This is a genomic window from Dehalobacter sp. 12DCB1 (assembly GCF_004343605.1).
Taxonomy (GTDB): Bacteria; Bacillota; Desulfitobacteriia; order Desulfitobacteriales; family Syntrophobotulaceae; genus Dehalobacter.
In genome coordinates this window covers 245,565-267,219 of the sequence record NZ_POSF01000002.1, presented here as the reverse complement: position 1 = coordinate 267,219, position 21,655 = coordinate 245,565, and the positions used below count along the sequence as shown (strand labels likewise).

The window sequence follows — 21,655 nt, the reverse complement described above, 5'->3', positions numbered from 1 at the left end:
GAAATATCCAGATAAATAATAGAGATCCCTTGTATGTGATCAAGACATCTCTATTATTTATGTTCACATCCGCTACTTGCAGCAGAAAATGGAAAAAAATCTCGAGAAAGTATTTATCAAAATCTTGCGTGGTGTAAGTCAAGTTTAATCTGTATTCTTTGTTCCTTTTATGATTTTTTTATTAGCATAAAATAGAACCGTGAGCCGCGCCCCAGCGTACTCTCCACGTGTATTCTCGTGCCATGGGTCTCCAGAATATGTTTGACAATCGCCAACCCCAGCCCCGTTCCCCCTTGTTTACGATTTCTTCCTTTATCAACGCGGTAAAACCTTTCAAAAACCCGGGATAAATCTTGCTTTGGTATACCAGGACCGGAATCAATCACCTCAAATAATATTCCGTCAGCTTTTTCGGAAGCGACGATTTTGACCTTCTCCCCAACTGGGGAATATTTTATTGCGTTATCCGCCAAATTTGTCAACACCTGCTCAATCATAGTGTAATCTCCCCAGGCATAAGGAAAATTTTCCGGACAAACAACTACAAGATCAATTTGCCTGGCTTCGAGCTGGGGTCTGAATTTTACCTCCAGAGAATGTAATAAAGCGTTTACATTAATCTTTTGCCATTCGACCGGATCTGCCGCAGATTCAATCCTGGATAATTCCAGCAGGTCATTAATGAGCATCCGCAGTCTTTCTGATTCCTTCAAAATAATTCTGACAAATTCCCTCGCTGTTTCAGGATCTTCAAGCGCGCCATCGAGCAATGTTTCAGCATATCCTTTGAGTGAAGTAACAGGCGTTTTTAATTCATGGGAAACATTGGCAACAAAGTCCCTGCGCATCCTTTCCAGTTTCCGAAAATCTGTAATATCATGAAGAACCATTACTGCTCCTATACTGGTATCATCCTTGCCAAAAATCGGTGTAATATTGACTTCAATATTTTTTTCATGCGGAGACAATATCAACAAATCCTCTTTGGCGGCCTTGTGCGTTTTCAGTGCTGTATCAATCAGTGTGCTTAATTGGTAATTGCTGATAATCTCTATCTGATGCCGATTATTTACGATTTTCGGTTCGATCTCTAAAATCTTCAGGGCTGCCGGATTAATCAGATCAATCTTTCCGTCTTCTCTGAGAAAAATAACCCCACTGTCCATATTCGCTAAGACCGTTTCGAGCTTACTCTTTCCGGCCGAGACTTCATCAATCGTTTCTTTCAGCTGCCGGGCCATCTGATTTAATGCCTTCCCAAGTTTCCCAATTTCATCCTGACTGGTTGTATAGGTAGGCAGGCTGAAATCCCCGCCTGCAATTTTCTGAGCTGCAGCTGTCATTTCCTGAATGGGTTTCGTCAGCTTTTGCGACAGTTTGAACCCTAATACGCCGGCGATCATGGTAGCGATTAGGAGAGCGATAAACAGCATCATCCACAGCTTAGATAAGGCCGTTGTTATTTCGGTCAGCGGCAACGCCAGGCGAACAAAGCCTTCTATTTTCCCGCCTTTCTCAACCGGCAGCGCCAAATACATCATTTGCGTGTTAAGTGTTGAACTTTCTCTCTCCGAGATTCCGGCCCCTTCGCTGATCGCCTGTTGAATTTCAGGACGTCCCAGATGATTCTCCATAAGAGCCGGTGACTGTTCAGAATCGCCAAGAACGATACCATTTGCATCGATTACTGTAACCCTAGTACTTGTCACGTTTCCAAGATCACCGGTAATTTTTTCTATGTCAAAAGTCATATTCTGCGAATCAAACTTCTCGATCACCATTTCCCTGACCAATTTTGCCTCAACCAAAAGTTTGGCCTGTAGATTTTCAATAAAATAGTTATCGAGCACCTTGATAAGATAAACGCCGGATGCAAGCATTGAAAGCAGTGCCAGCGCAATAAAGCCAACCGTGAATTTCATTTTCAGACTTTTTAACATGAGCCTCGCTCCTTAAACCTATATCCAACCCCGCGAACCGTCTGGATATAGGATGGATTCTTTGGATCAGTCTCAATTTTTTCCCGAAGCCTGCTGATATGTACATCAACAATCCGAGTATCACCCGCAAAGTCATAGTTCCATACTTTGTCTAACAACTGGTCTCGGCTTACAACTTTTCCTCGATGTCGGATTAAATACGCCAGCAGTTCAAACTCCTTTGGCGTAAGCGGCACAATCTGATCATCTACGCTTATTTCCCGGCCGGAAAAATCAACAATTAGCCTGTCGATCAAAAAAGTCTCGCGGTCAAGTACTGCTTGATTTGTCTGTGTCCTCCGCAATAGAGCGCGTACCCGGGCCACAAGCTCTCTCGGGCTGAATGGTTTTGTCAGATAATCATCCCCGCCAAGTTCCAGACCAAGAATCTTATCTAGCTCCTCATCTCTCGCCGATAACATAATAACAGGGAGAGAACCGCCTTCTTTCCTGACAGTTTGGCAGATCTCATAGCCATCCATCCCAGGAAGCATAATATCGAGAATAAGCAGATCTGGTTTTTCTGATCGAATTTTCCCCAGTGCTTCAAGTCCATCTCCTGAAACCTGAACTTCAAATCCTTCTTTTTGAAGATTATAACTGATCAAGCGGGCAATCACTTCTTCATCTTCCACAACCAAGATTCTTTTGCTCATATCGTCCTCCTAATAAATATACCAGTTTCGCATTTAAAACATTTTATCAATAAGAATAAGCCATATTTACAGTATATTTATTTCATATTATATAGCAGTATAAAGGGTATTTCATCTTTATGAAAAGAACATGTATTAGTAAAGGCGCAAAATCCCGCAAGACAGCATGATACCAGCCAACAGGTTTTAATGGGCTATAAATTCACCTTGATTAATATATTGCGACTTTGCTTATTTAAGCCATTTTTTATAAAACAGTCCCAACGTTGCAATGAATTTTCTGAATTTGGAACCTTTTACCAAATCCTTGATAATAGTGGCTTCTAAGACAGACTAGAAAAGCATCTTTACATTATTCCACTGCCATCCTGATGTATTTTTTCTTTTAGCTGTCTGACCTTATCCTCGATGAATTTTGCTGTCTGAATAAACGTTTCATCACTTTTTCCGGTCGGATCTTCGAGCCCCCAGTCTTCCCTATATTTACATGGTATATAGGGACAATTTACATTACATCCCATGGTTATCACAATATCCATCTGCGGGATATCTGAAATCAGCTTTGAATACTGTTCTTTTTCCATATCAACGTTATATAATTGCTTGATAATCCGTATGGCATCTTGATTAATCGTAGGCTTTATTTCTGTTCCTGCAGAGTAAGCTTCAAAAACTTCCGAAGCCAGAAACTTTGATATTGCCTCCGCCATTTGAGAACGGCATGCGTTATGAACGCATATAAATGCAACTTTTGCTTTTTTCATCAGTATAATCCCCTAATTTTAATCTCATTGGCAAGCCCATTTTTTATCAAAAATATTTTTTAAGCAATATGACGATCGTATCGTGCAACACGATGAGTACGAATAGAAAAATTCTCGGGTTACACGTTTAACTGGGTCAAACAGGGTGAACTAATCATCCCTGTTTGACCAAATTATCTTCATTTATATTGAGCATCTACTGCTCTTATTGCACGGATGCAGCTGTTACGTTGAACGAATCTCGGGTTTATTTAATCAGTACGAGACCTTCCTTCTCAATGATGCTTTGTCCTTCATTCGACATGACAAAGTCAATATAGGTCTTGACCGCACCTGCAGGCGCTTCTTTGGTCAGATAGAGAAACGGCCGCTGAACTTTATACGTGTCATTCAGGATATTTTCCGCACTGGCCTTAACGCCTTCTACTGTCACTGCTTTTACCGTGTCATCAAGACTTGCCATCGAAATATAAGCAATCGCATTGGCATCACCGGTGACTGCCGCTCTAGCAGCGCCCGTGGAATTCTGAACAATAGCTTTGTCAATAATCACAGTATCTTTGCCCATGACCAGTTCTTCAAACGCTCCGCGTGTTCCGGATCCGGCTTCTCTGGTCACAACATTAATGGTCTGATCTGCTCCGCCGACTTTTTTCCAGTTCGTAATTTTGCCGCTATAAATCCCTTTAATCTGCTCAAGGTTTAAGTCTGTGACTGCATTTTGGGCATTGACGACGATAGCAATTCCGTCTTTACAGATCACTGTCTCCGTTAACCCCTTCTCCTCGCTTTTCAGTTCACGAGATGAAGAGCCAATATTTGCAGTCCCTTCCTGGGCAGCTTTGATCCCGGCTCCGGAACCGCCCCCCTGAACGTTCACTTTGATATTTGGATTCTTCGCCATGAATGCTTCAGCTAAGGCCTCAGAAATTGGCTGAACCGATGTGGATCCTGCAATGGTGATCTCCGCGGACTCAGTTTGTGCTTGCTGTCCGTTGGACTGGGAAGAACTTTCATTGCTTCCACAACCGCTAAAGGCTAAAGCCAGAACACCAATCAAAACAATGGCTAACCGTTTTTTCATTTTAATATCTCCCTCTCATTTGAATGTTAAAAATTTTTCTATATAAACAATAACAATTTATTATTGCGTAGACTTTGCGTAATTGTAACGATTGTGTAAATTTTACAAAAAAAATGCCTCCGGTTATTCTGAGGCATCTTGTTATGTTTTATTTAATTCTCACATTCTTTCTCGTTTTTTTGGGGATTGTCTCTACTGCCTGTCTGCCAGAAAAATTCTAGGTTTTTCTTAAGAGACTTGCTGTCTTTAATGTTTCTGCGCCGCATCCAGTGTTTTGGAAACAGCTTGACATATTTCTTTTGGCTGTACCGCTCGTCAATGAGCAATACGGCACCAACATCGCTTTCGCTGCGGATCACCCTGCCGGCAGCCTGCATCACCTTGTTCATCCCTGGATACATATACGCATATTCATAGCCGAGACCGTTTTTGCTATTAAAGTAATCCCGAATGATATTTTGCTGAACACTTAGCTGGGGCAGTCCCACGCTTACAATCGCCGTACCTATCAGTCTGCTCCCCTTTAGATCAATACCTTCGGAAAATATTCCGCCGAGTACGCAAAAAGCGACATAGGCTTTCTCAGGATTCTCTTTGAAACTTAGCAGGAAGCGTTCCCGCTCTTCTTCCGACATGGAAGCTTCCTGGGCCACAGCGGGGATATCGGGGTAGACCAAGACAAACTTGGCAAAAACATCGTTCATATATTTATATGATGGAAAATAGACAATATAATTTCCCGTTTTCTGAGCGACAAAAGAACCAATCATCCGGGTAATCTGGTGAACGCTTTGTTCTCTTTCTTTATACTTGGTCGAAATAGAGTCAGCCGTTAGCACACAAAGTTTCCGATGATCAAACGGGGAATCGAGAGAGAGAATATGGTCTTCTTCAGATCCGCCAAGTACCTCCCGAAAATATTCCAGCGGGGAAAGCGTCGCTGAAAACATCACCGCCGAACTGCCTCTCTTCAACGCCTCACCCAGTAGAAACGATGGGTCAAGACAAAATAGCTTCACGGTTACCTCATCCCGCTTAGTTTCTACAAAAGTAACGTATCTTTCATCGTAAAATTCAGCGATTGTTGTAAAACCAAGCACATCAAAATAAAGTTGGATAAAAGCACTATCCTCGCTTAAATTTCTGTTTTCCTTAAGCATCAATTCACAGGTTCCGGCGTATTGCTGAAGAAGGCCCTGGAAATCCGCGGGCATTCCTGTCGTAATCAGATAGCCCTGCTCCCCACATTGATGACGCAAGTCAATCATCTTTTTATTGATGCGGTTCAGGGTTTTATCCAGCGCTTTATTTCTGCCCTTATACGCTTTTTTTATCTGGCAAAAAGCAGTTTTATCAAGCTTTTCTGAGAACATTTCCCGCGCTCTGTCCACAAGGTTGTGAGCTTCATCGATCAGAAACACATAATCGCCGCTGTTGTCTGCAAAAAAGCGTCTGAGGTGTGCTCTCGGATCAAAAACATAGTTGTAGTCACAAATGACGCAGTCCGCCAAAAGCGAAAGATCCAGGGAAAGTTCAAACGGACAGACTGTATGCTTCTGAGCATATTTCTCAATTACACTTCTGGATAAATCATCAGATTCTTTGACCGCATCTAAAATAGCAGCATTAATTCGGTCGTAATGTCCTTTGGCATACTTACAATACTCGGGATGACAGACCGACTTTTCACAAAAACAGATTTTTTCTTTGGCGGTCAGTGTCAGCGTCTTCATTTTTAGGCCGCCTTGACGCATTTTCTCAAAAGCTTCCTCCGCAACTTGACGCGTTATCGTTTTGGCAGTAAGGTAGAATATTTTTGTCGTTTTGGCTTCTCCCATCGCTTTGATGGCTGGAAACAGCACCGAAATGGTTTTTCCGGTTCCTGTCGGGGCCTGCACAAACAGCTTTTTTCGGCCGGCTATGACCCTGTAGGCGTGTACGGCTAGCTCCCGCTGCCCTTTGCGGTAGCCCGGAAAAGGAAACTGAAGTGTCTTGATCGAAAGGTTCCGGATCTCTGCCCATTCGATAGAAAAGCTTGCCCAGACCGAATACTGTTGAATAAGGCAACCGACAAATTCTGTCAGTTTACTGGTTGAAAAGAAATTGAGCCATTGTTTGGTTTCATTGGTCTCCAGATTGAAATATGTCAATTGGACTGCTGCCTCCGGCAGACCGTTCTGGACAGCATAAATGTACGCATAGCATTTGGCCTGCGCCCAGTGAGCACTGCTGAAATCTTTGTCGATAGAATCCAAGGGCAGCACCGTAGTTTTTATCTCTTCAATAACCGTCCGGTCTTCGCAGCTGAAAATGCCGTCAGCGCGGCCCTCCAGGGTATAATCAATACCATTGTAACAATACCCTTCAGAAAGCGGAACTTCGCTTCGATAGTCCTCATAGATTTCACGATTTCGCTTCTGCAGGACCCGGTGCGCTTTGGACCCTTCCGCCATCCTGTCCCGGGAAGCATACCTACTGTCAATGTCGCCGCAGCGCATTATTAATTCAACCAGCTGTCTAATTGGAAGCTTAATCATGGTTCTATTCATACTTAAAGACGGCAAACTTAATTTTGATTCCCTGGTCTGTAAATTTTGCTTCGTATTCGGTCATGATATTTTCTTCAAAACCACTTTGATGCAAATCGTACGTCCGGTATAATTCCTGAAAACCTGTCTCCTGAAAATACTGTAGGCTATCTTCAAAAAGCGGTTCGTCGTCCGTTTTGAACCAAACCTCCGATCCTTTCTTTAAAAAGATCTGGTACTTCCTTAGAAAGTTAGGATGCGTCAGTCTGCGTTTATGATGTCGCTTGCTGGGCCATGGATTGCAAAAATTAATGTAGATTTTGTCAATTTCATCGTGTCCAAAAATACTGTCGGTGTCTTCAATGCGCATCGAAACCAACCTGACGTTATGCAGCCTGCTTTGATTAAGTTTTCTCAACACGCAGACCAGCACTTCCGGGTAGGAATCAATCGCAATATAATTGATATATTTAGTTTTGCCTGCAAGTGATGTGATAAAATTCCCCCGTCCACAGCCCAATTCCAAATGAACCGGACCGTTATTCTTAAATACTTCATCCCACTTCCCTTTGCGTTCCGCAGGGGCCAAAATGGTTTTGGAGTCTTTCTCCAGTTCGGGCTTTGCGCTCCGTTTTCTCCTTAGCCGCAATTGTACACTGTCTCCTTCCAATGCAATCAGATCCGTTTTTTTAACAGCTCAATTATACCGCAAAAATTCAAGTTCGTATCATAAACACATGCAGAAACTAATCATCGTATCCTAAAACTTATCATAGCGTAGCAAGAAACCCCTTGCTGACAAGAGGTTTCAAAAGAATAACGACACTCTAAAAATTTATTCCTGGAAGAACCAGCTATAGCAAATCAAGAAGGGTTTACCGTTCCTGCATCACCCTATAATCCTTATCCATAAGGGGACTTTCATAGGCCGGTCTGATAATCTTGTCTGCATTGACCAGTTCTTCTAAACGGTGGGCACTCCACCCGACGATTCTGGCCATTGCAAACAGCGGCGTATACAGTTCCAGCGGGATATCCAGCATGCTATAAACAAAGCCGCTATAAAAATCCACATTGGCACTGACACCTTTATAGATTTTCCGTTCCTCAGCGATGACCCGAGGAGCGAGTCTCTCAATCATCGCATATAATTCAAAATCACTTCTTCGGCCTCTGTCATCTGCCAGCTTCTCAACAAAGCCTTTGAAGATCTGTGCCCTTGGGTCGGAAATGGAATAGACAGCGTGTCCCATCCCATAGATAAGACCTCTCCGGTCAAACGCTTCCTTGTTTAAAATCTTCGTTAAGTAGCTTTTGATCTCTTCTTCATCCCTAAGGTTGGCAACGTGGGATTTGATATCAGCTACCATCTCAACAACTTTGATATTTGCTCCGCCATGTTTTGGCCCTTTCAGAGAGGATAAGGCCGCCGCAATAACGGAATACGTATCCGAACCGGAAGAAGAAACGACCCTGGTCGTAAACGTGGAATTATTTCCCCCGCCGTGTTCCATATGCAGCACAAGCGCGATATCAAGCACCTTGGCCTCAAGTTCTGTAAATTGTTTATCCGGTCTTAACATTTTTAGAATATTTTGAGCTGTGGAGAGCTGGTCATCCGGTCTGTGGATATAGAAGCTTTCGTTGCATTCATAATGATTGTAGGCATGATACCCGTACACGCACAGCATCGGAAAAATGCTGATCAACATCAGACATTGCCGTAAAACATTATCTAAAGACACATCGTCTATGGTCTCATCATAGGATGCCAGGGTAAGAACACTCTTCGTCAGAGAATTCATGATGTCTCTGCTCGGTGCTTTCATAATGACATCACGCACAAAATTTTTAGGCAGATTTCTGCTTTCCACTAAAATGTCTTTGAAGTGGGCCAATTGTTCCTCATTAGGCAGTGATCCGAACAGAAGCAGATACGTTGTTTCTTCAAAGCCATATTGCTGATTATATGCAAACCCTTTGACCAAATCGGTGATATTGTATCCCCGGTAAAGAAGTTTTCCGTCACAGGGAATCCGCTTTCCATCAATTTCGTCATGAGACTTGATTAAAGAGATATTGGTTAACCCGGCAAGCACCCCTTCCCCGTTCTTATCTCTTAAGCCGCGTTTTACGCCATACGCATTATAGAGGCTTGGATCAATCCAGCTGTTTTCCTGACAGATCTTGCTGTACTTATGTGTAAAAGAATCAATTGTTTCCTTTTTATTGCTCGTCATTTTCTCCTCCGATTCTTAGTTAATCCTGTCTCATCACCTTATTTGCTTTATTATCCTTAAAATAGGATGTGGCCGTTTTTTCAAACAACTTTATTATACTATCCGGGTTGTTTGTTGTAAATATCATTTATATTACCCTAACAAGAAGACTAACAAAGAGAACCCCCTCTCTTCATCGGCCTTACATCATCTTTGATTCACACGGATAACGATTATTTTAAACCCAGGACCTGGTTTATGATATTGATTACCTTGTCTTCTTCAAAGGGTTTAATAATGTAATTCTTGGCGCCCAATTTAATTGCCTCGAAGACCCTGTCTTTTTGGTTAATTGCGCTTATCATAACCACCCTAGCATCAGGATACCTACCGAGCAGTTTACCAAGCGCCTCGATACCGTCTGATAGAGGCATCGTAATATCCATGGTCACAATATCCGGATGCAAATTCCCATATTCAGCCAGGGCCTGCATGCCATTGAGCGCTTCGCCTATGACTTCATGCCCGCCTCTCCCCATGATGGCAGCTAAATTTCTCCTCATAATTGCAGAGTCATCAACGATTAATACCTTAGCCATTTTCCCTCCTCGATTGTAACTAGTACAACGTTCCTGAAATAAATACTCAAATAGACGATTGCGTTAAACTCCCGGGTTTGCCCCCAGACTCATTGCGGGTAATCAAGCTTGTATGAATAATTTGAGCAGGGAATTTGAGAACATTGTACTAGATAGCGCCGCCTTCCATAGGCAGCAGAAAATTGAATTCTGTTCCAGTGTCAGGGTTTGTCACAATATCCAAATGACCGCCTATTTTTTCAAGTTCTTGTTTAACAATCGCCATGCCGATGCCGCGTCCCGAAATCATTGATGCACTCTCTTTGCTGGAAAGCCCGTCTTCAAAAATAAGCGGGATTATATCTTTATCTTCTAGCTCTGCCAGTTGTTCTGCGGTAACTGTCCCAAGCTCGAGTGCCTTTTGTTTGATTCCTTCCAGGTCTAAGCCTTTGCCGTCATCAGCAATTTTTAATAAAATTTGATCTTGGACTAATTTCATTTCGCAGACAATGCGGCCCTTTTCTTCTTTTCCGGCTTTGATTCTTTCTTCCCTATTTTCGATGCCATGATCTACGCAGTTCGTAAAAATATGAATCAGCGATTTGGTAAAAGCCTGGTACCTTTTTGTATCTACAGGGAACTCCCCACCTTTTAGTTCAAGGGGATACAACAATTTCTCCAAGCCCTGGGCTAAGCCTTCTACTGTATTCGGGTAAGCAGCTAAAAGCTCTTTGAACGAGCGGTAATGCAACTGCCTGATTTTGGTGATCAAAACATCGGCCTCCTGCGATGGAATAAGCGTCGCTATTTGCTCTTCCAATTCAACCAGTTTTGCTTCCGGAATCTCAATGGTTTTATCTGTGGCAACGAAATTCTCCCCTAAGGTTGACTGCAGAATACGCAAACCTTCATTCAGAACACGTTCAAGCTTCAAATTTTGCAGGAGCATGCCTAAATCAGCACTGGTTGCTGAATCCCTTTGTTCAAAAGATTTAATCTCTTCTTCAAGATGGTGAAGAGAACGAACCATATGTATCATCTCAAACTGGCCAAATTCCCCTTTAAAGGTATGAATCCTTCGTTTGACATCGGCAATTACCTGCTGAAGCGGTTCTTTGCAAATAAGCAGCTGTGGCACGGTGACCTGGCAAAAACGCTGGTAATCTGAAATAAGCTCCAAAAGGTCATTACGGCTGATAACAGCCTTTACAATCATTTTAAGTGTTTTGCGTTCATTTTCCATTTGTTCCTGCAAAGCGCGTTTTTCCGTAGCATCCGTTAAGATGACCATTAAAGCTTGTGTTTCTTCCTGATACTTAGCCGCGATAAACTTATATTCAATTTTTATATAGTCGTTATTCAGGAATATTGCATCCGGCAGAAAAGAAAGGAATACCTCCCTGCGTACCGGGTCATTCTCCTGAAAACATTCCCGAAGAACTTTGCTCATAAAGTCTCTTTGTTCCTGATCCTCCGGATAAATTAAGTCCGGAAAGTTACGCTTAGCTAAGTCAGAACCCAATAGCCTCTGGCATTCGACACTATATTCAGGTTCAATACACAGGTCTGACCCAAAAGATAGGAAGCCCTGCCCGGCATTATTGAGTAAATCTTTCACAGACTGCATAGTGCGCTTAAGATTTTTTTCGACGATGCGGCGTCTTCGTATTTCTTCACTGAGCGTGAAGTAAATAAGCAAGCCAAAGAGAATGACCATGGCTGCTGCATAAAGAATGATCTGTCCGACGCGTTTGGCCAGTTCCTGATAAATATATTGGATATCTACATCTGTTCCGACTGCGCCTATGACCTGACCCTCGGCATTAACCAATGGCGCATAGCCGGTAATCAAAGTACCCCAAAGCGTTGAAGTCTGAGCTCGCGTGTGAAAAGCTTTGGTATTCGTATGTGCTGCCGGTGTAGACAGTTCATCAGTCTCACCTAAAGAATCCCCCTCCGAATCGAAAATGTATTCAATTTGGCTGGGTGATATTTGATGCTCGACATAAACATACTTCACTCCGGTTTCAGCTTGAATACGCTTAAAATATGCCTGCATCTCTCTAAAATAATCATTAGGCTCCTTCCCCGCAAGCAACTTTTCATATTCAGCAATATTAATACTGTCAGCGACAACCCGAGAAATGGTCATCGCGTTGATGCCGATATCATCAAGGGTCTTATTATACCAAGACCTGATCAAGAGAATTTGTGTTAATAGCAGCAGAGCAAGAATAAGAGCGTTAACTGTTCTTACCGTTTTTTCCCAATTATTTTGCAAACAATATCCCTACTTATATAGATTTATTTATGGGAAAATTCTACATAAATCTACAAAATACCTTTTTCATTCTGTTGAAAAAAGTAGACTTAAAGTGTCTACTTTTTCGCAACAGTTCGTATTTCAGACCCAAGTATCATGTTCTGTTTGCTGGTTCCGTACAGTATGTTATGCTTAGAGCTGATTGCTGCAGTTTAAAACATTTGCAATCTTATGCTTAACCATATTTTTGATGGCTTCTCTGGCTGGTTTGAGATACTGGCGGGGGTCAAAATCAGCAGGGCTGTTTGCCAAATACTCACGGATTGAAGCTGTCATGGCAAGGCGCAGATCGGTATCAATATTGATTTTGCATACGCCCATGGTCCCAGCCTTGCGAAGCATATCTTCGGGGACACCCTGCGCTCCCTTGATATCTCCTCCGTATTCGTTGCATTTTGCTACAAATTCCGGCAGTACCGTGGACGCACCGTGTAAGACCAATGGGAAGCCAGGAAGTAGTGAGGCTATCTTTTCAAGACGCTCGAAATCAAGCATGGCTTCTCCCTTGAACTTATACGCTCCGTGACTAGTGCCAATCGCAACAGCCAGGGAATCACAACCAGTTTCATGGACAAATTCGGCAGCCTGCTCCGGATCCGTATAGCTGCTGTCCTTCACACTTACGTTTACCGCATCTTCGATGCCTGCGAGTCTGCCTAATTCGGCTTCCACCACAACGCCTTTCGCATGGGCGTACTCTACAACCTTTTTGGTAACAGCAATATTTTCGGCAAAAGGCAGCTTGGAACCATCGATCATTACCGAAGTAAAGCCGCCGTCAACACAGGCCTTACAAATCTCAAAGTCTTCCCCGTGGTCCAAATGCAGGCAGATCGGCAAACCCGTATCCTCCACTGCGGCCTCTACCAGCTTCATTAAGTAAATATGTTTGGCATATTTCCGGGCACCCGCGGAAACCTGTAAAATTAAAGGTGCTTTTTCTTCCTTCGCAGCATCAACAATTCCCTGAATAATTTCCATATTGTTAACGTTAAATGCTCCGACAGCACATTTTCCATAGACTTTTTTAAACATTTGAGCAGAAGTTACCAGTGGCATATTAATTCCCTCCAGATATTTTTTTATATGTATGCTTTTGCATAGTATTGCCCAGTTGAAAAATTATTTTTGCCATTTTAGTGACGGCTTAAGTTTATATTAATTGCCTGTAAACTTCAATAGTCCTTCTAAACTTACTTATTCATTCGACACCATTTACCTACATTTTTGTTATATACAGATATTCCCTTTTGACTTCTCTTGACACTGTTTTGTTTTATCAATTATAGTATGTCTGGAATGTAGATGTTATGTTATGTTCTGTTCTGTTTTCTTTGCTCTGTTCAGTCAGACAGCCATATGGAGCGCGCTCAAGGAGGAACCTATAAATATCATGAAGAAACACGATATTGTCCTAATTGGTATCATAATCATACTCGTGCTCATCGGTTTAGGCAGTATAAAATTCCATCAATCCCAAAATGGGAAAGACCTCAGGTTTGCCGAGATCACACAGAATAACGTGCTTATCGAACGTATTGATTTAAATGCAGTCGAGGAACCGCGGGAAATTACCCTTCCAGGCAAGTACCACGAGATTGTTCTGGTGGAAAAAGGCCGCATCAGATTTAAAGAAACCAATTGTCCCGACCAGATTTGTGTCCGGACAGGCTGGCTGGAAAACCCAGGGGACTATGCTGTTTGTCTGCCCAATAAAGCCATTGTCAATATTACCGAGATTGAGAACTGAATTTGTGTTCATCTACTGGAATAAATGTTGCAACGAAATAAGACGCATGTTGATTATTTCGCTATGATAATAACACCCCCAGCCAAAGGTCTGAGGGTGTATGATTTGAATAGGAACTTTTACTTGAAATAATTGATGCCGCCCTGAAAAATGGGCTGGTATTTATTGCCGGGGACGTTTACAGCAACACCGGTTCCGGTCCGTTCTGAATGCGCCATTTTGCCCAATATCCTTCCGTCGGGGCTGGTAATCCCTTCGATAGCTTCAAAGGAACCGTTCGGATTATCCTCGACATCGTTGCTTGGCATTCCATTCAGATCGACATATTGGGTAGCGATCTGCCCGTTCTGAATCAGCTTGCTGATGACTTCCTGACTCGCGACAAATCTTCCTTCGCCGTGCGAAACTGCAATCGTGTGAATCTCTCCCAATTCAACACCGCTAAACCAAGGGGAAAGTGTGGAAACAACCTTGGTCCGGGCCATGCAGGAAATGTGGCGTCCGATCCTGTTATAGGTCAACGTAGGGTCTTCTGCGTTTATTTCTTTAATTTCCCCGTAGGGGACAAGTCCCAGCTTGATCAAAGCCTGGAATCCGTTGCATATTCCGAGCATCAGGCCGTCCCGCTGTTTCAGAAGGTTCATGACGGCATCTTTGATGCGCGGGTTATTAAACAAGGTGGCAATAAATTTTCCCGATCCATCCGGTTCGTCTCCGGCGCTAAAACCGCCCGGGAGCATGATAATCTGGGAGTTATTGATTTTTTTGACCATTTCTTTGATCGAGCCTTCAATATCTGCGGCACTGAGATTTCGAATAACCATGGTTTCGACCAGACCACCGGCTTTCGTGAAAGCTTTGGCAGAATCATATTCACAGTTTGTCCCCGGAAAAACAGGGATAAATACCCGTGGTTTTGCTGCTTTAATCGCCGGTCTGAAAGCACTACGCTTGTCAAAGCTGACTGCCCGAGGTTTTTCGGTATTTTCGGCATTCTCAGCCTTGCTTGGAAAGATTTTTTCCAACGGGATTTCCCATTGGCCCAGCACATCCGTCAGCAGCAACTCAACTCCGTTGACAGCGATTGCTGGTTTCTCCTGCGTACAGCCGAGTAATTCGTATCCGACATCGCCAAACAAAACAGGCAGATCAGTCTTCTCATCCAGTTCCAGTAGTATCGAACCATAATCCGTCCGGAACAGGTCTGAAGACTCTATTTGTCTACTGAAACGAAAACCAATCATATTGCCGAAAGCCATCTCGCTGACAGCGCCGGCAATCCCACCCATTCTGACCGAACGTGAAGAGCGCACCCAGCCTGACTGAATCAAGTTCAAGACCTTTACAAAGTTTTTCACCGCCATAGCAAAGTCAGGGATTTCCTGTTCGTCCCGGATCAGTTTCAGCAGGACCACATTGCTTCCGGCCTGTTTGAATTCCTGGGATACGACTTTGCGGGCATCTGCCGTACAAACGGCAAATGCGACCAGGGTAGGCGGGACATTCAACTCCATAAAGCTGCCCGACATACTGTCTTTTCCGCCTATAGCGGGAATACCTAGCTGCTTTTGAGCATAATAAGCGCCCAATAAAGCACTGAAAGGCTGCCCCCACTTGCTGGCGTCATTTAGTTTGCCGAAATACTCCTGCAAGGTAAGGCGTATCTTACGGTAATCTCCACCTAACGCCACTGCTTTTGTAACGGCATCCAGCACCGCATATAAAGCCCCGTGAAACGGGCTCCATTTGGCCAGTTGCGGGTTATAGCCATACGTCATGATCGTAGCTGTCGTCGTATCACCTTCAAGTACCGGCAGTTTGGCGACCATACCTTCAGCCGGGGTCAGCTGGTATTTTCCGCCTAACGGCATAAGTACCGATGCCGCACCGATCGTACTGTCAAATCTCTCGATCAGTCCTTTTTTACTGCAGACATTCAAATCGCCTAAATTAGCATTCCAGGCTTTTCGCAGATCCAGCAGCTCCCGCGCCACTGAGTTGGGGATAGCGTTAAAGTAATTTTGCGTTTCCAGCGGCGCCGTCACTTCAACCTTCGTCTTTTGTTTGACCCCATTGGTATTCAGAAAGTCACGGCTGAGATCTAGGATTTTCTTGCCCCGCCAAGACATTTTAAGTCGCTGATCGCCGGTTACCAGGGCAATAACGGTTGCTTCAAGATTTTCTTCGGCGGCCAGGCTTTTGAATTTGTCCCAATCCTCAGCTGCCAGTACGACAGCCATGCGCTCCTGGGATTCGGAAATCGCCAGTTCTGTCCCATTCAGGCTTTCGTATTTTTTTGGCACGGCATCCAGACAGATATCAAGGCCGTCAGTCAGTTCCCCCACGGCAACAGAGACACCGCCGGCGCCAAAATCGTTGCATTTTTTAATAAGCGTACTGACTTCCGAGTTGCGGAACAGCCGCTGAATCTTTCTTTCATTCGGCGGATTGCCCTTCTGAACTTCGGCACCACAGCTGGTCAGCGATTCCAGCGTATGTTCTTTGGAAGAACCCGTCGCTCCGCCGCAGCCGTCCCGGCCTGTCCTGCCGCCAACCAGAACAATCACGTCACCTTCTTCAGGAGGTTTGCGGATGACATTTTTTCTGGGGGCAGCACCGATGACCGCACCGATCTCCATTCTTTTAGCGATAAAGCCTTCGTCATAGACTTCGGCAACCTGACCTGTCGACAGTCCAATTTGATTGCCGTAAGAACTATATCCGGCTGCAGCAACGGTGGTAATCTTTCTTTGCGGCAGTTTACCGGGCAAGGTATCTTCGACCTTTGCCCGTGGATCGCCGCTGCCGGTGACCCGCATCGCCTGATAGACATAGGTCCGGCCTGACAGCGGGTCTCGGATCGCACCACCCAGACAGGTGGCGGCACCGCCAAACGGTTCGATTTCTGTCGGGTGATTATGCGTCTCGTTTTTAAACATCACCAGCCATTCTTCTTCCTGGCCGTTTACTTCTGCATTCACAACAATACTGCAGGCATTGATTTCATCAGATTCATCCAGATCATCAAGCAGTCCTGCCATTTTAAGCTCTTTCATCCCCATCGTAGCAATATCCATCAGGCAGATATCCTTACTGGGCAGCTTGTCCTGATATACCTTAGCCCGGGAAGCCTTATAGCAATTGAAAGCTGTTTGGATAGGCCCGGAAAAATGTCCTTCCCGGATATCGACTTCTTCAATTTCAGTCTGGAACGTCGTATGCCGGCAGTGATCGGACCAGTAAGTGTCAATCGTTTTTATTTCGGTCATGGTCGGATTTCTTCTTTCCGTATCCCGGAAATAGGACTGACAGAATAGCAAGTCTTCGACGCTCATGGCGAGATTCATGCGCTGCTGCATCACAATAATTTCTTCCGGTGTTTTAGTAATAAATCCTTCCATCATTTCAACGTCTTCCGGTTCTGCCGCTTCAAATTCCAGACTCTGCGGTTTTGCCAGCGAAGCTTCCCGGGATTCGACCGGGTTGATACAGTATTGTTTGATTCTTGCAAAGTCCTGATCAGATAGTTTTCCTTCCAGGATAATCACTTTGGCTGAAGCAACCAACGGACGCTCTTTCTGGGTCAGCATCTGGATACATTGAGCAGCCGAATCCGCCCGTTGATCATACTGGCCCGGCAAATACTCCATCGCAAAAACCCTGTCCCCTGACGAGATATCCAGCGTTTCGTCGTAAAGGATATCCAAGGGGAGTTCAGCAAAAATAATCGTACGAGATTTCTTATATTCTTCATCGGTAATCCCGGAAATATCATAGCGGTTGATCGTTCTGACCCCCTGCAATCCTGCAATGCTTAGATTATCCCGAAGATCTGCAAAAAGTCCCTGGGCTTCGATATTGAACCCCTGTTTCTTCTCAACATACAATCTTTTTACAGCTTGTAACAAAATATAGTACCTCCATTTCTGGTGTGCAAAATTATTCTAACTTCTGTCTTGTATATTTTACGCTCATGCAGCCCATATCACAATACCTGTTTTATTGGTAAGCCCACAACTGTGTCAATTTAATCCCGTTACAAGGCCCGATCATAATTTTTTTGGCATTTCATTTCTTCCAAATAGTACCATAACGGAGTTGTGTCTCATATAGTGTATAGGACACCAGAGAATAATCGTTATAGCTGTCTACGAGTTAATGACTCTAAATAAAATAAAAACAATGAATTTATAAAGTTCTTATGATCTATATTCTCTGGTGTTTATTCTTTATAAGGAAAGGGGGCATATAAAAATGGCCTATGATGGAGCAGTTGGGGGCGTAGCAGGAGGTCTTGGCGGTTGTGGTTGTGGAATTGCAATTGTTGTTGTAATTATTCTTCTGTTAATCGCTTTAGGTATTGTATTCTAATTTGAATCAATTTTAAAAGGAGGGAAATATTATGTTTGGATACGCTGGTGGATGTTGCTGCAGACCTATGGCCCCTGTAGCTCCAGTAGCGCCTGTTTATGGAGTTGGAGTCGGTATCATCGCGATTGCAATATTGATTTTAATTGCGTTAGGAGTAATCTTCTAAATCATATAAAATATTATCAATAAAAAAGAAGGGTGGTTTTCTTACTACCCTTCTTTTCTTTAGTTATATGAGAATATCGCATCAAAAACCCCTTACAACACTTTCAAGCTTCTTATTTATAATAAAAATTTTTATCAGGAAGTTTTCCTCCTATTGAATCCGGCGTATTACCTTGGAGTATCTTTAAATATTTCTCCACCGCCGGTTTAGCATCAGTGGCTTTCATATAAAGCATGTTGCATCTGGGAATGAGCTCCTCAGCAACTACGGGAGATATTCCAATATCATGATTAGCGACCAGTCTCGCAGCCTCTGCTGGTTTTTTATTTACCCAATTTATTGAATCAGCATAATCCTGTAAAAACAAGCCAAATTCTTCAGGATCCCGAGCTGCTACCTCCTGCTTAACCACTAAACAAGTATGAGCAAGCGGCGTCTCCTCCCCATTTATTCGATTCCATTCCTTTTGAATATCCAGAGCAATCTTTATATTGCTATTCGTACCTATTAACTCTGATACCCACGGTTCTGTCATTACAATGATTTTGTTGGTATTCGCAATATCGGCTTGTACCTGGCCCGACTCAATAAATTTAAGGGATATATCCTTATCCGGATCGACTCCGTTTTGAACCAGCATGTATTTAAACACTGCAAGCAGAGCTTTACTTGGAACGGCAAAATGTACCTCTTTACCCTTTAAATCAGTCCAGCTGTTAATGACAACCCCATTGGTAAGTACATACATAGCTCCTTTGGTATTAATCGCCGCCAGTTGATATTGGCCCTCATTATTATAGAGCTTGGCCGCCATTTCGGTCGGAATTACCGCTGTTTCTATTTCCCCGGCTTGCAGTTTAGCATATAGTGTATCCTGGCTTTGTTCAATTACATATTTTACCGTGTCGCCAAGTCTAGGATTAGGTTTAAGACTAGGCTCCATCATCTTGATCATCCCTAATGCGGTCGTTCCTCTTAATACATTAACCTTAAAAGTTGTAGCGGCCGCCTCCTCATAAGATTTTTCCCAAGATTTGCATCCACCCAACGACAAAATCAAAATACCTACAACAAATCCTATTAAGATTATTCTTCTCATTTCCATTCCTTCTTTCCAGTACTCGAAATTAAGACTTTCCTTAAACTGGTTTTTTCGCAAGCAGAAACTAAACAATCTTTGAGTTTATTCATAGTTATTATTCCTGATATATAAGCAATGATACCTTCAATTAAAACATGCAGTTATTCCACCCTTAATCATTGAGGCTTAATAATCCATTTGTTTATAAGAATATATGATATAACTAACGGCTATGGTTAGTACTATCTTAATTCTACACTATACTGCTAATAATAAAGTTATTACACAAACTGTGCCAAATTTCCTTTAGAGATAAGGTCATTAAAAATTAAAAATTTTACATAACTAATCTGCTCCTGAGAAAGAATACAAAAAGAAATATTTACTTGGAGGGTTGAACATGTCAAACTTATCTGTAAAAGAACTGGGTTACATCAAGGATTTTCTCTCTTGGGAACTCCTGATGACTAAAAAATGCAGCGACTATGCCAATCAAGAGGTAGATCCCAATTTTAAAGGAGTTTTTCATAGTGCAGGCCAAATCCATCAACAAAATTACTCCAATCTTCTTTCTTATCTCCAACAACAGTCATCACAAGGGGGAATGGTACAATGATTGATAATACTTCTATGGTTACAAGTCAATTTGGCGTTCAGAAAATCGGAAAGGATAAATCCCCTGTTCTGCCTAAAGAAAAGGACCCCAGCTTCAACCTTCGTGACAGAATGAATGATGTTTTGACAAGCGAGAAGTATATTATCGAAGGTTATACTACCGGGTCCAAAGAGATCCTTTGCGAAAAACTTTATACAATTCTAAATGGTAACCTCAATAGTGCTAAACAGGCTCAAAGATATTTCTTTGAACAACTTTTCAATTTAGGAGAATACCAGGCTGATACAGCAACCCAGCAGCAAATTGATGATGCCTTGGATATGTTCACTAAATATAAGGTTCAGCTTCCTTATCCACACAATTGATTTCCAATGGAAGGCGTCCTTCTGCCGCTTTTTCTTTGTGCCATCTTATTCCCTCCCCATACTGGTCTAGCCGGGATTCCGCTCTTGCCTAAAAAACTCCCGCACTCACCGCTAGGAAACATTCCAAACATAAGGGATGAATATTGCAAAAATGAACACCTTTAAAATAAAGGGAATTTATATAGTTTTTCTTCTTTCATAAAGTGTATCTAAATACTGGGCAAACTCCGGACCAATCTCAGAAGATTCAAGTGCATACTCTATAGTCGCGATTAAAAAGCCAAGCTTATCTCCGGCATCGTAGCGAATACCGTTTAACTTGCAAGCATAAATTGTTTCAATCTTACTTTGCATCTTTAGAGCATCAGTTAGTTGAAACTCCCCACCTGCTCCTTTGGGAATCTTTTCAAGAAAGGAAAATATAGAAGAATTTAAGATATATCTGCCCATGATTGCAAGTCTGGAAGGAGCATCTTTCAGTAAAGGCTTTTCAAACAGATCTCTAACGCAGTAGATATCACGGTCGTTATCAAGAGGGTCGATAATTCCATATTTACTGACATCCCTTTCAGAAACTTCCTTAATTCCTATTACGTTAGAGCATGTTTCTTCTGCAACCTCCATAAGCTGTTTTATCGCAGGAATGTCGGATTTGATAATATCATCTCCCAAAAGGACAGCAAACGGATTCTGGCCGATAAATGACTTTGCGCAGTAAATAGCATGTCCTAAACCAAGAGGTTCATTCTGCCTTATATAACAAATATTAGCCATTCTTGAAAGCTGTATTAGTTTTTCAAGTTGTTTATAATCACCTTTCTTAGCCAAGTGAGCTTCAAGTTCAGGGGAACGATCATAATAATCGACAATTGACCATTTACCCCTGCCCGTAATTATAACAATGTCTTCTATACCTGAATGGATTGCTTCTTCGATGATATATTGAATTATGGGTTTATTGCAGATTGGAAACATTTCTTTAGGTAAAGCTTTGGTAACAGGTAAAAACCTTGTTCCTAATCCTGCAGCGGGTATAACAGCTTTTGTAACTCTCATTTTTCGGCCCTCCTAAAACTTCTTTATACAAAGTGTTAAATCTGAAGCGGCATATTTTACCTTTTGAGAAAGGTGACGCCTAGCAGCTCTTTCAGGTATTTTCCAATAAATTTGGTAAC

General features: G+C 42.8%; 16 protein-coding genes. 3 read left to right on the top strand and 13 right to left on the bottom strand.

Going from position 1 to position 21,655, the window contains the following annotated elements; genetic code table 11:
- Nucleotides 1-167: 167 nt before the first annotated feature.
- From C1I38_RS01865 to fba, 10 genes are all read right to left on the bottom strand, one after another.
- Nucleotides 168-1,940, bottom strand: coding sequence for an ATP-binding protein (locus C1I38_RS01865; protein ID WP_119775628.1), 1,773 nt, complete (start codon nt 1,938-1,940; stop codon nt 168-170).
- A complete protein-coding gene (locus tag C1I38_RS01860; RefSeq protein ID WP_119775626.1) occupies nt 1,934-2,635 on the bottom strand; it encodes a response regulator transcription factor in 702 nt (233 codons plus the stop codon). The genes C1I38_RS01865 and C1I38_RS01860 overlap by 7 nt, the downstream gene beginning before the upstream one ends.
- A gap of 347 nt (nt 2,636-2,982) precedes the next feature.
- Nucleotides 2,983-3,399 (bottom strand): arsenate reductase ArsC, encoded by a 417-nt coding sequence (locus tag C1I38_RS01855; RefSeq protein WP_119775624.1) that lies wholly within the window; start codon nt 3,397-3,399, stop codon nt 2,983-2,985.
- Nucleotides 3,400-3,646: 247 nt separating this feature from the next.
- Nucleotides 3,647-4,483 (bottom strand): phosphate ABC transporter substrate-binding protein, encoded by an 837-nt coding sequence (locus tag C1I38_RS01850; protein ID WP_119775622.1) that lies wholly within the window; start codon nt 4,481-4,483, stop codon nt 3,647-3,649.
- 152 nt (nt 4,484-4,635) lie between these two features.
- Nucleotides 4,636-7,020 carry an ATP-dependent DNA helicase gene (locus C1I38_RS01845; protein ID WP_119775953.1) on the bottom strand — a complete coding sequence of 795 codons (2,385 nt, stop codon included), beginning with the start codon at nt 7,018-7,020 and terminating at the stop codon, nt 4,636-4,638.
- Between the two features lie 4 nt (nt 7,021-7,024).
- Entirely contained in the window at nt 7,025-7,660 is a 636-nt protein-coding gene (trmB, locus tag C1I38_RS01840) for a tRNA (guanosine(46)-N7)-methyltransferase TrmB (protein ID WP_020492078.1), read from the bottom strand.
- A 226-nt stretch (nt 7,661-7,886) separates the two neighbouring features.
- A complete protein-coding gene (locus tag C1I38_RS01835) occupies nt 7,887-9,251 on the bottom strand; it encodes a citrate/2-methylcitrate synthase (RefSeq protein ID WP_119775620.1) in 1,365 nt (454 codons plus the stop codon).
- A 212-nt stretch (nt 9,252-9,463) separates the two neighbouring features.
- Nucleotides 9,464-9,829 (bottom strand): response regulator, encoded by a 366-nt coding sequence (locus tag C1I38_RS01830; RefSeq protein ID WP_019224609.1) that lies wholly within the window; start codon nt 9,827-9,829, stop codon nt 9,464-9,466.
- A 148-nt stretch (nt 9,830-9,977) separates the two neighbouring features.
- Nucleotides 9,978-12,089 (bottom strand): ATP-binding protein, encoded by a 2,112-nt coding sequence (locus tag C1I38_RS01825; protein WP_119775618.1) that lies wholly within the window; start codon nt 12,087-12,089, stop codon nt 9,978-9,980.
- A 174-nt stretch (nt 12,090-12,263) separates the two neighbouring features.
- A complete protein-coding gene (gene fba, locus C1I38_RS01820; RefSeq protein WP_119775616.1) occupies nt 12,264-13,190 on the bottom strand; it encodes a class II fructose-1,6-bisphosphate aldolase in 927 nt (308 codons plus the stop codon).
- Nucleotides 13,191-13,524: 334 nt separating this feature from the next.
- On the opposite strand from fba, the gene C1I38_RS01815 reads away from it, so the two are divergent.
- Complete coding sequence (locus C1I38_RS01815; RefSeq protein ID WP_119775614.1) at nt 13,525-13,881, top strand: NusG domain II-containing protein; 357 nt, start codon at nt 13,525-13,527, stop codon at nt 13,879-13,881.
- A 119-nt stretch (nt 13,882-14,000) separates the two neighbouring features.
- Here the strand turns inward: C1I38_RS01815 and C1I38_RS01810 are convergent, their stop codons facing one another.
- Together C1I38_RS01810 and C1I38_RS01805 are read right to left on the bottom strand one after the other, a co-directional pair.
- Nucleotides 14,001-17,792: a phosphoribosylformylglycinamidine synthase gene (locus C1I38_RS01810; protein ID WP_165904953.1), complete on the bottom strand. Its 3,792-nt coding sequence runs from the start codon at nt 17,790-17,792 to the stop codon at nt 14,001-14,003.
- Nucleotides 17,793-18,530: 738 nt separating this feature from the next.
- Complete coding sequence (locus C1I38_RS01805) at nt 18,531-19,517, bottom strand: ABC transporter substrate-binding protein (protein WP_243103699.1); 987 nt, start codon at nt 19,515-19,517, stop codon at nt 18,531-18,533.
- Between the two features lie 382 nt (nt 19,518-19,899).
- On the opposite strand from C1I38_RS01805, the gene C1I38_RS01800 reads away from it, so the two are divergent.
- Together C1I38_RS01800 and C1I38_RS01795 are read left to right on the top strand one after the other, a co-directional pair.
- Entirely contained in the window at nt 19,900-20,115 is a 216-nt protein-coding gene (locus C1I38_RS01800) for a hypothetical protein (protein ID WP_119775610.1), read from the top strand.
- Complete coding sequence (locus C1I38_RS01795) at nt 20,112-20,480, top strand: spore coat protein (RefSeq protein ID WP_020492070.1); 369 nt, start codon at nt 20,112-20,114, stop codon at nt 20,478-20,480. The genes C1I38_RS01800 and C1I38_RS01795 overlap by 4 nt, the downstream gene beginning before the upstream one ends.
- 177 nt (nt 20,481-20,657) lie before the next feature.
- Here the strand turns inward: C1I38_RS01795 and galU are convergent, their stop codons facing one another.
- Entirely contained in the window at nt 20,658-21,536 is an 879-nt protein-coding gene (galU, locus tag C1I38_RS01790) for a UTP--glucose-1-phosphate uridylyltransferase GalU (RefSeq protein WP_026156416.1), read from the bottom strand.
- Nucleotides 21,537-21,655: the final 119 nt, after the last annotated feature.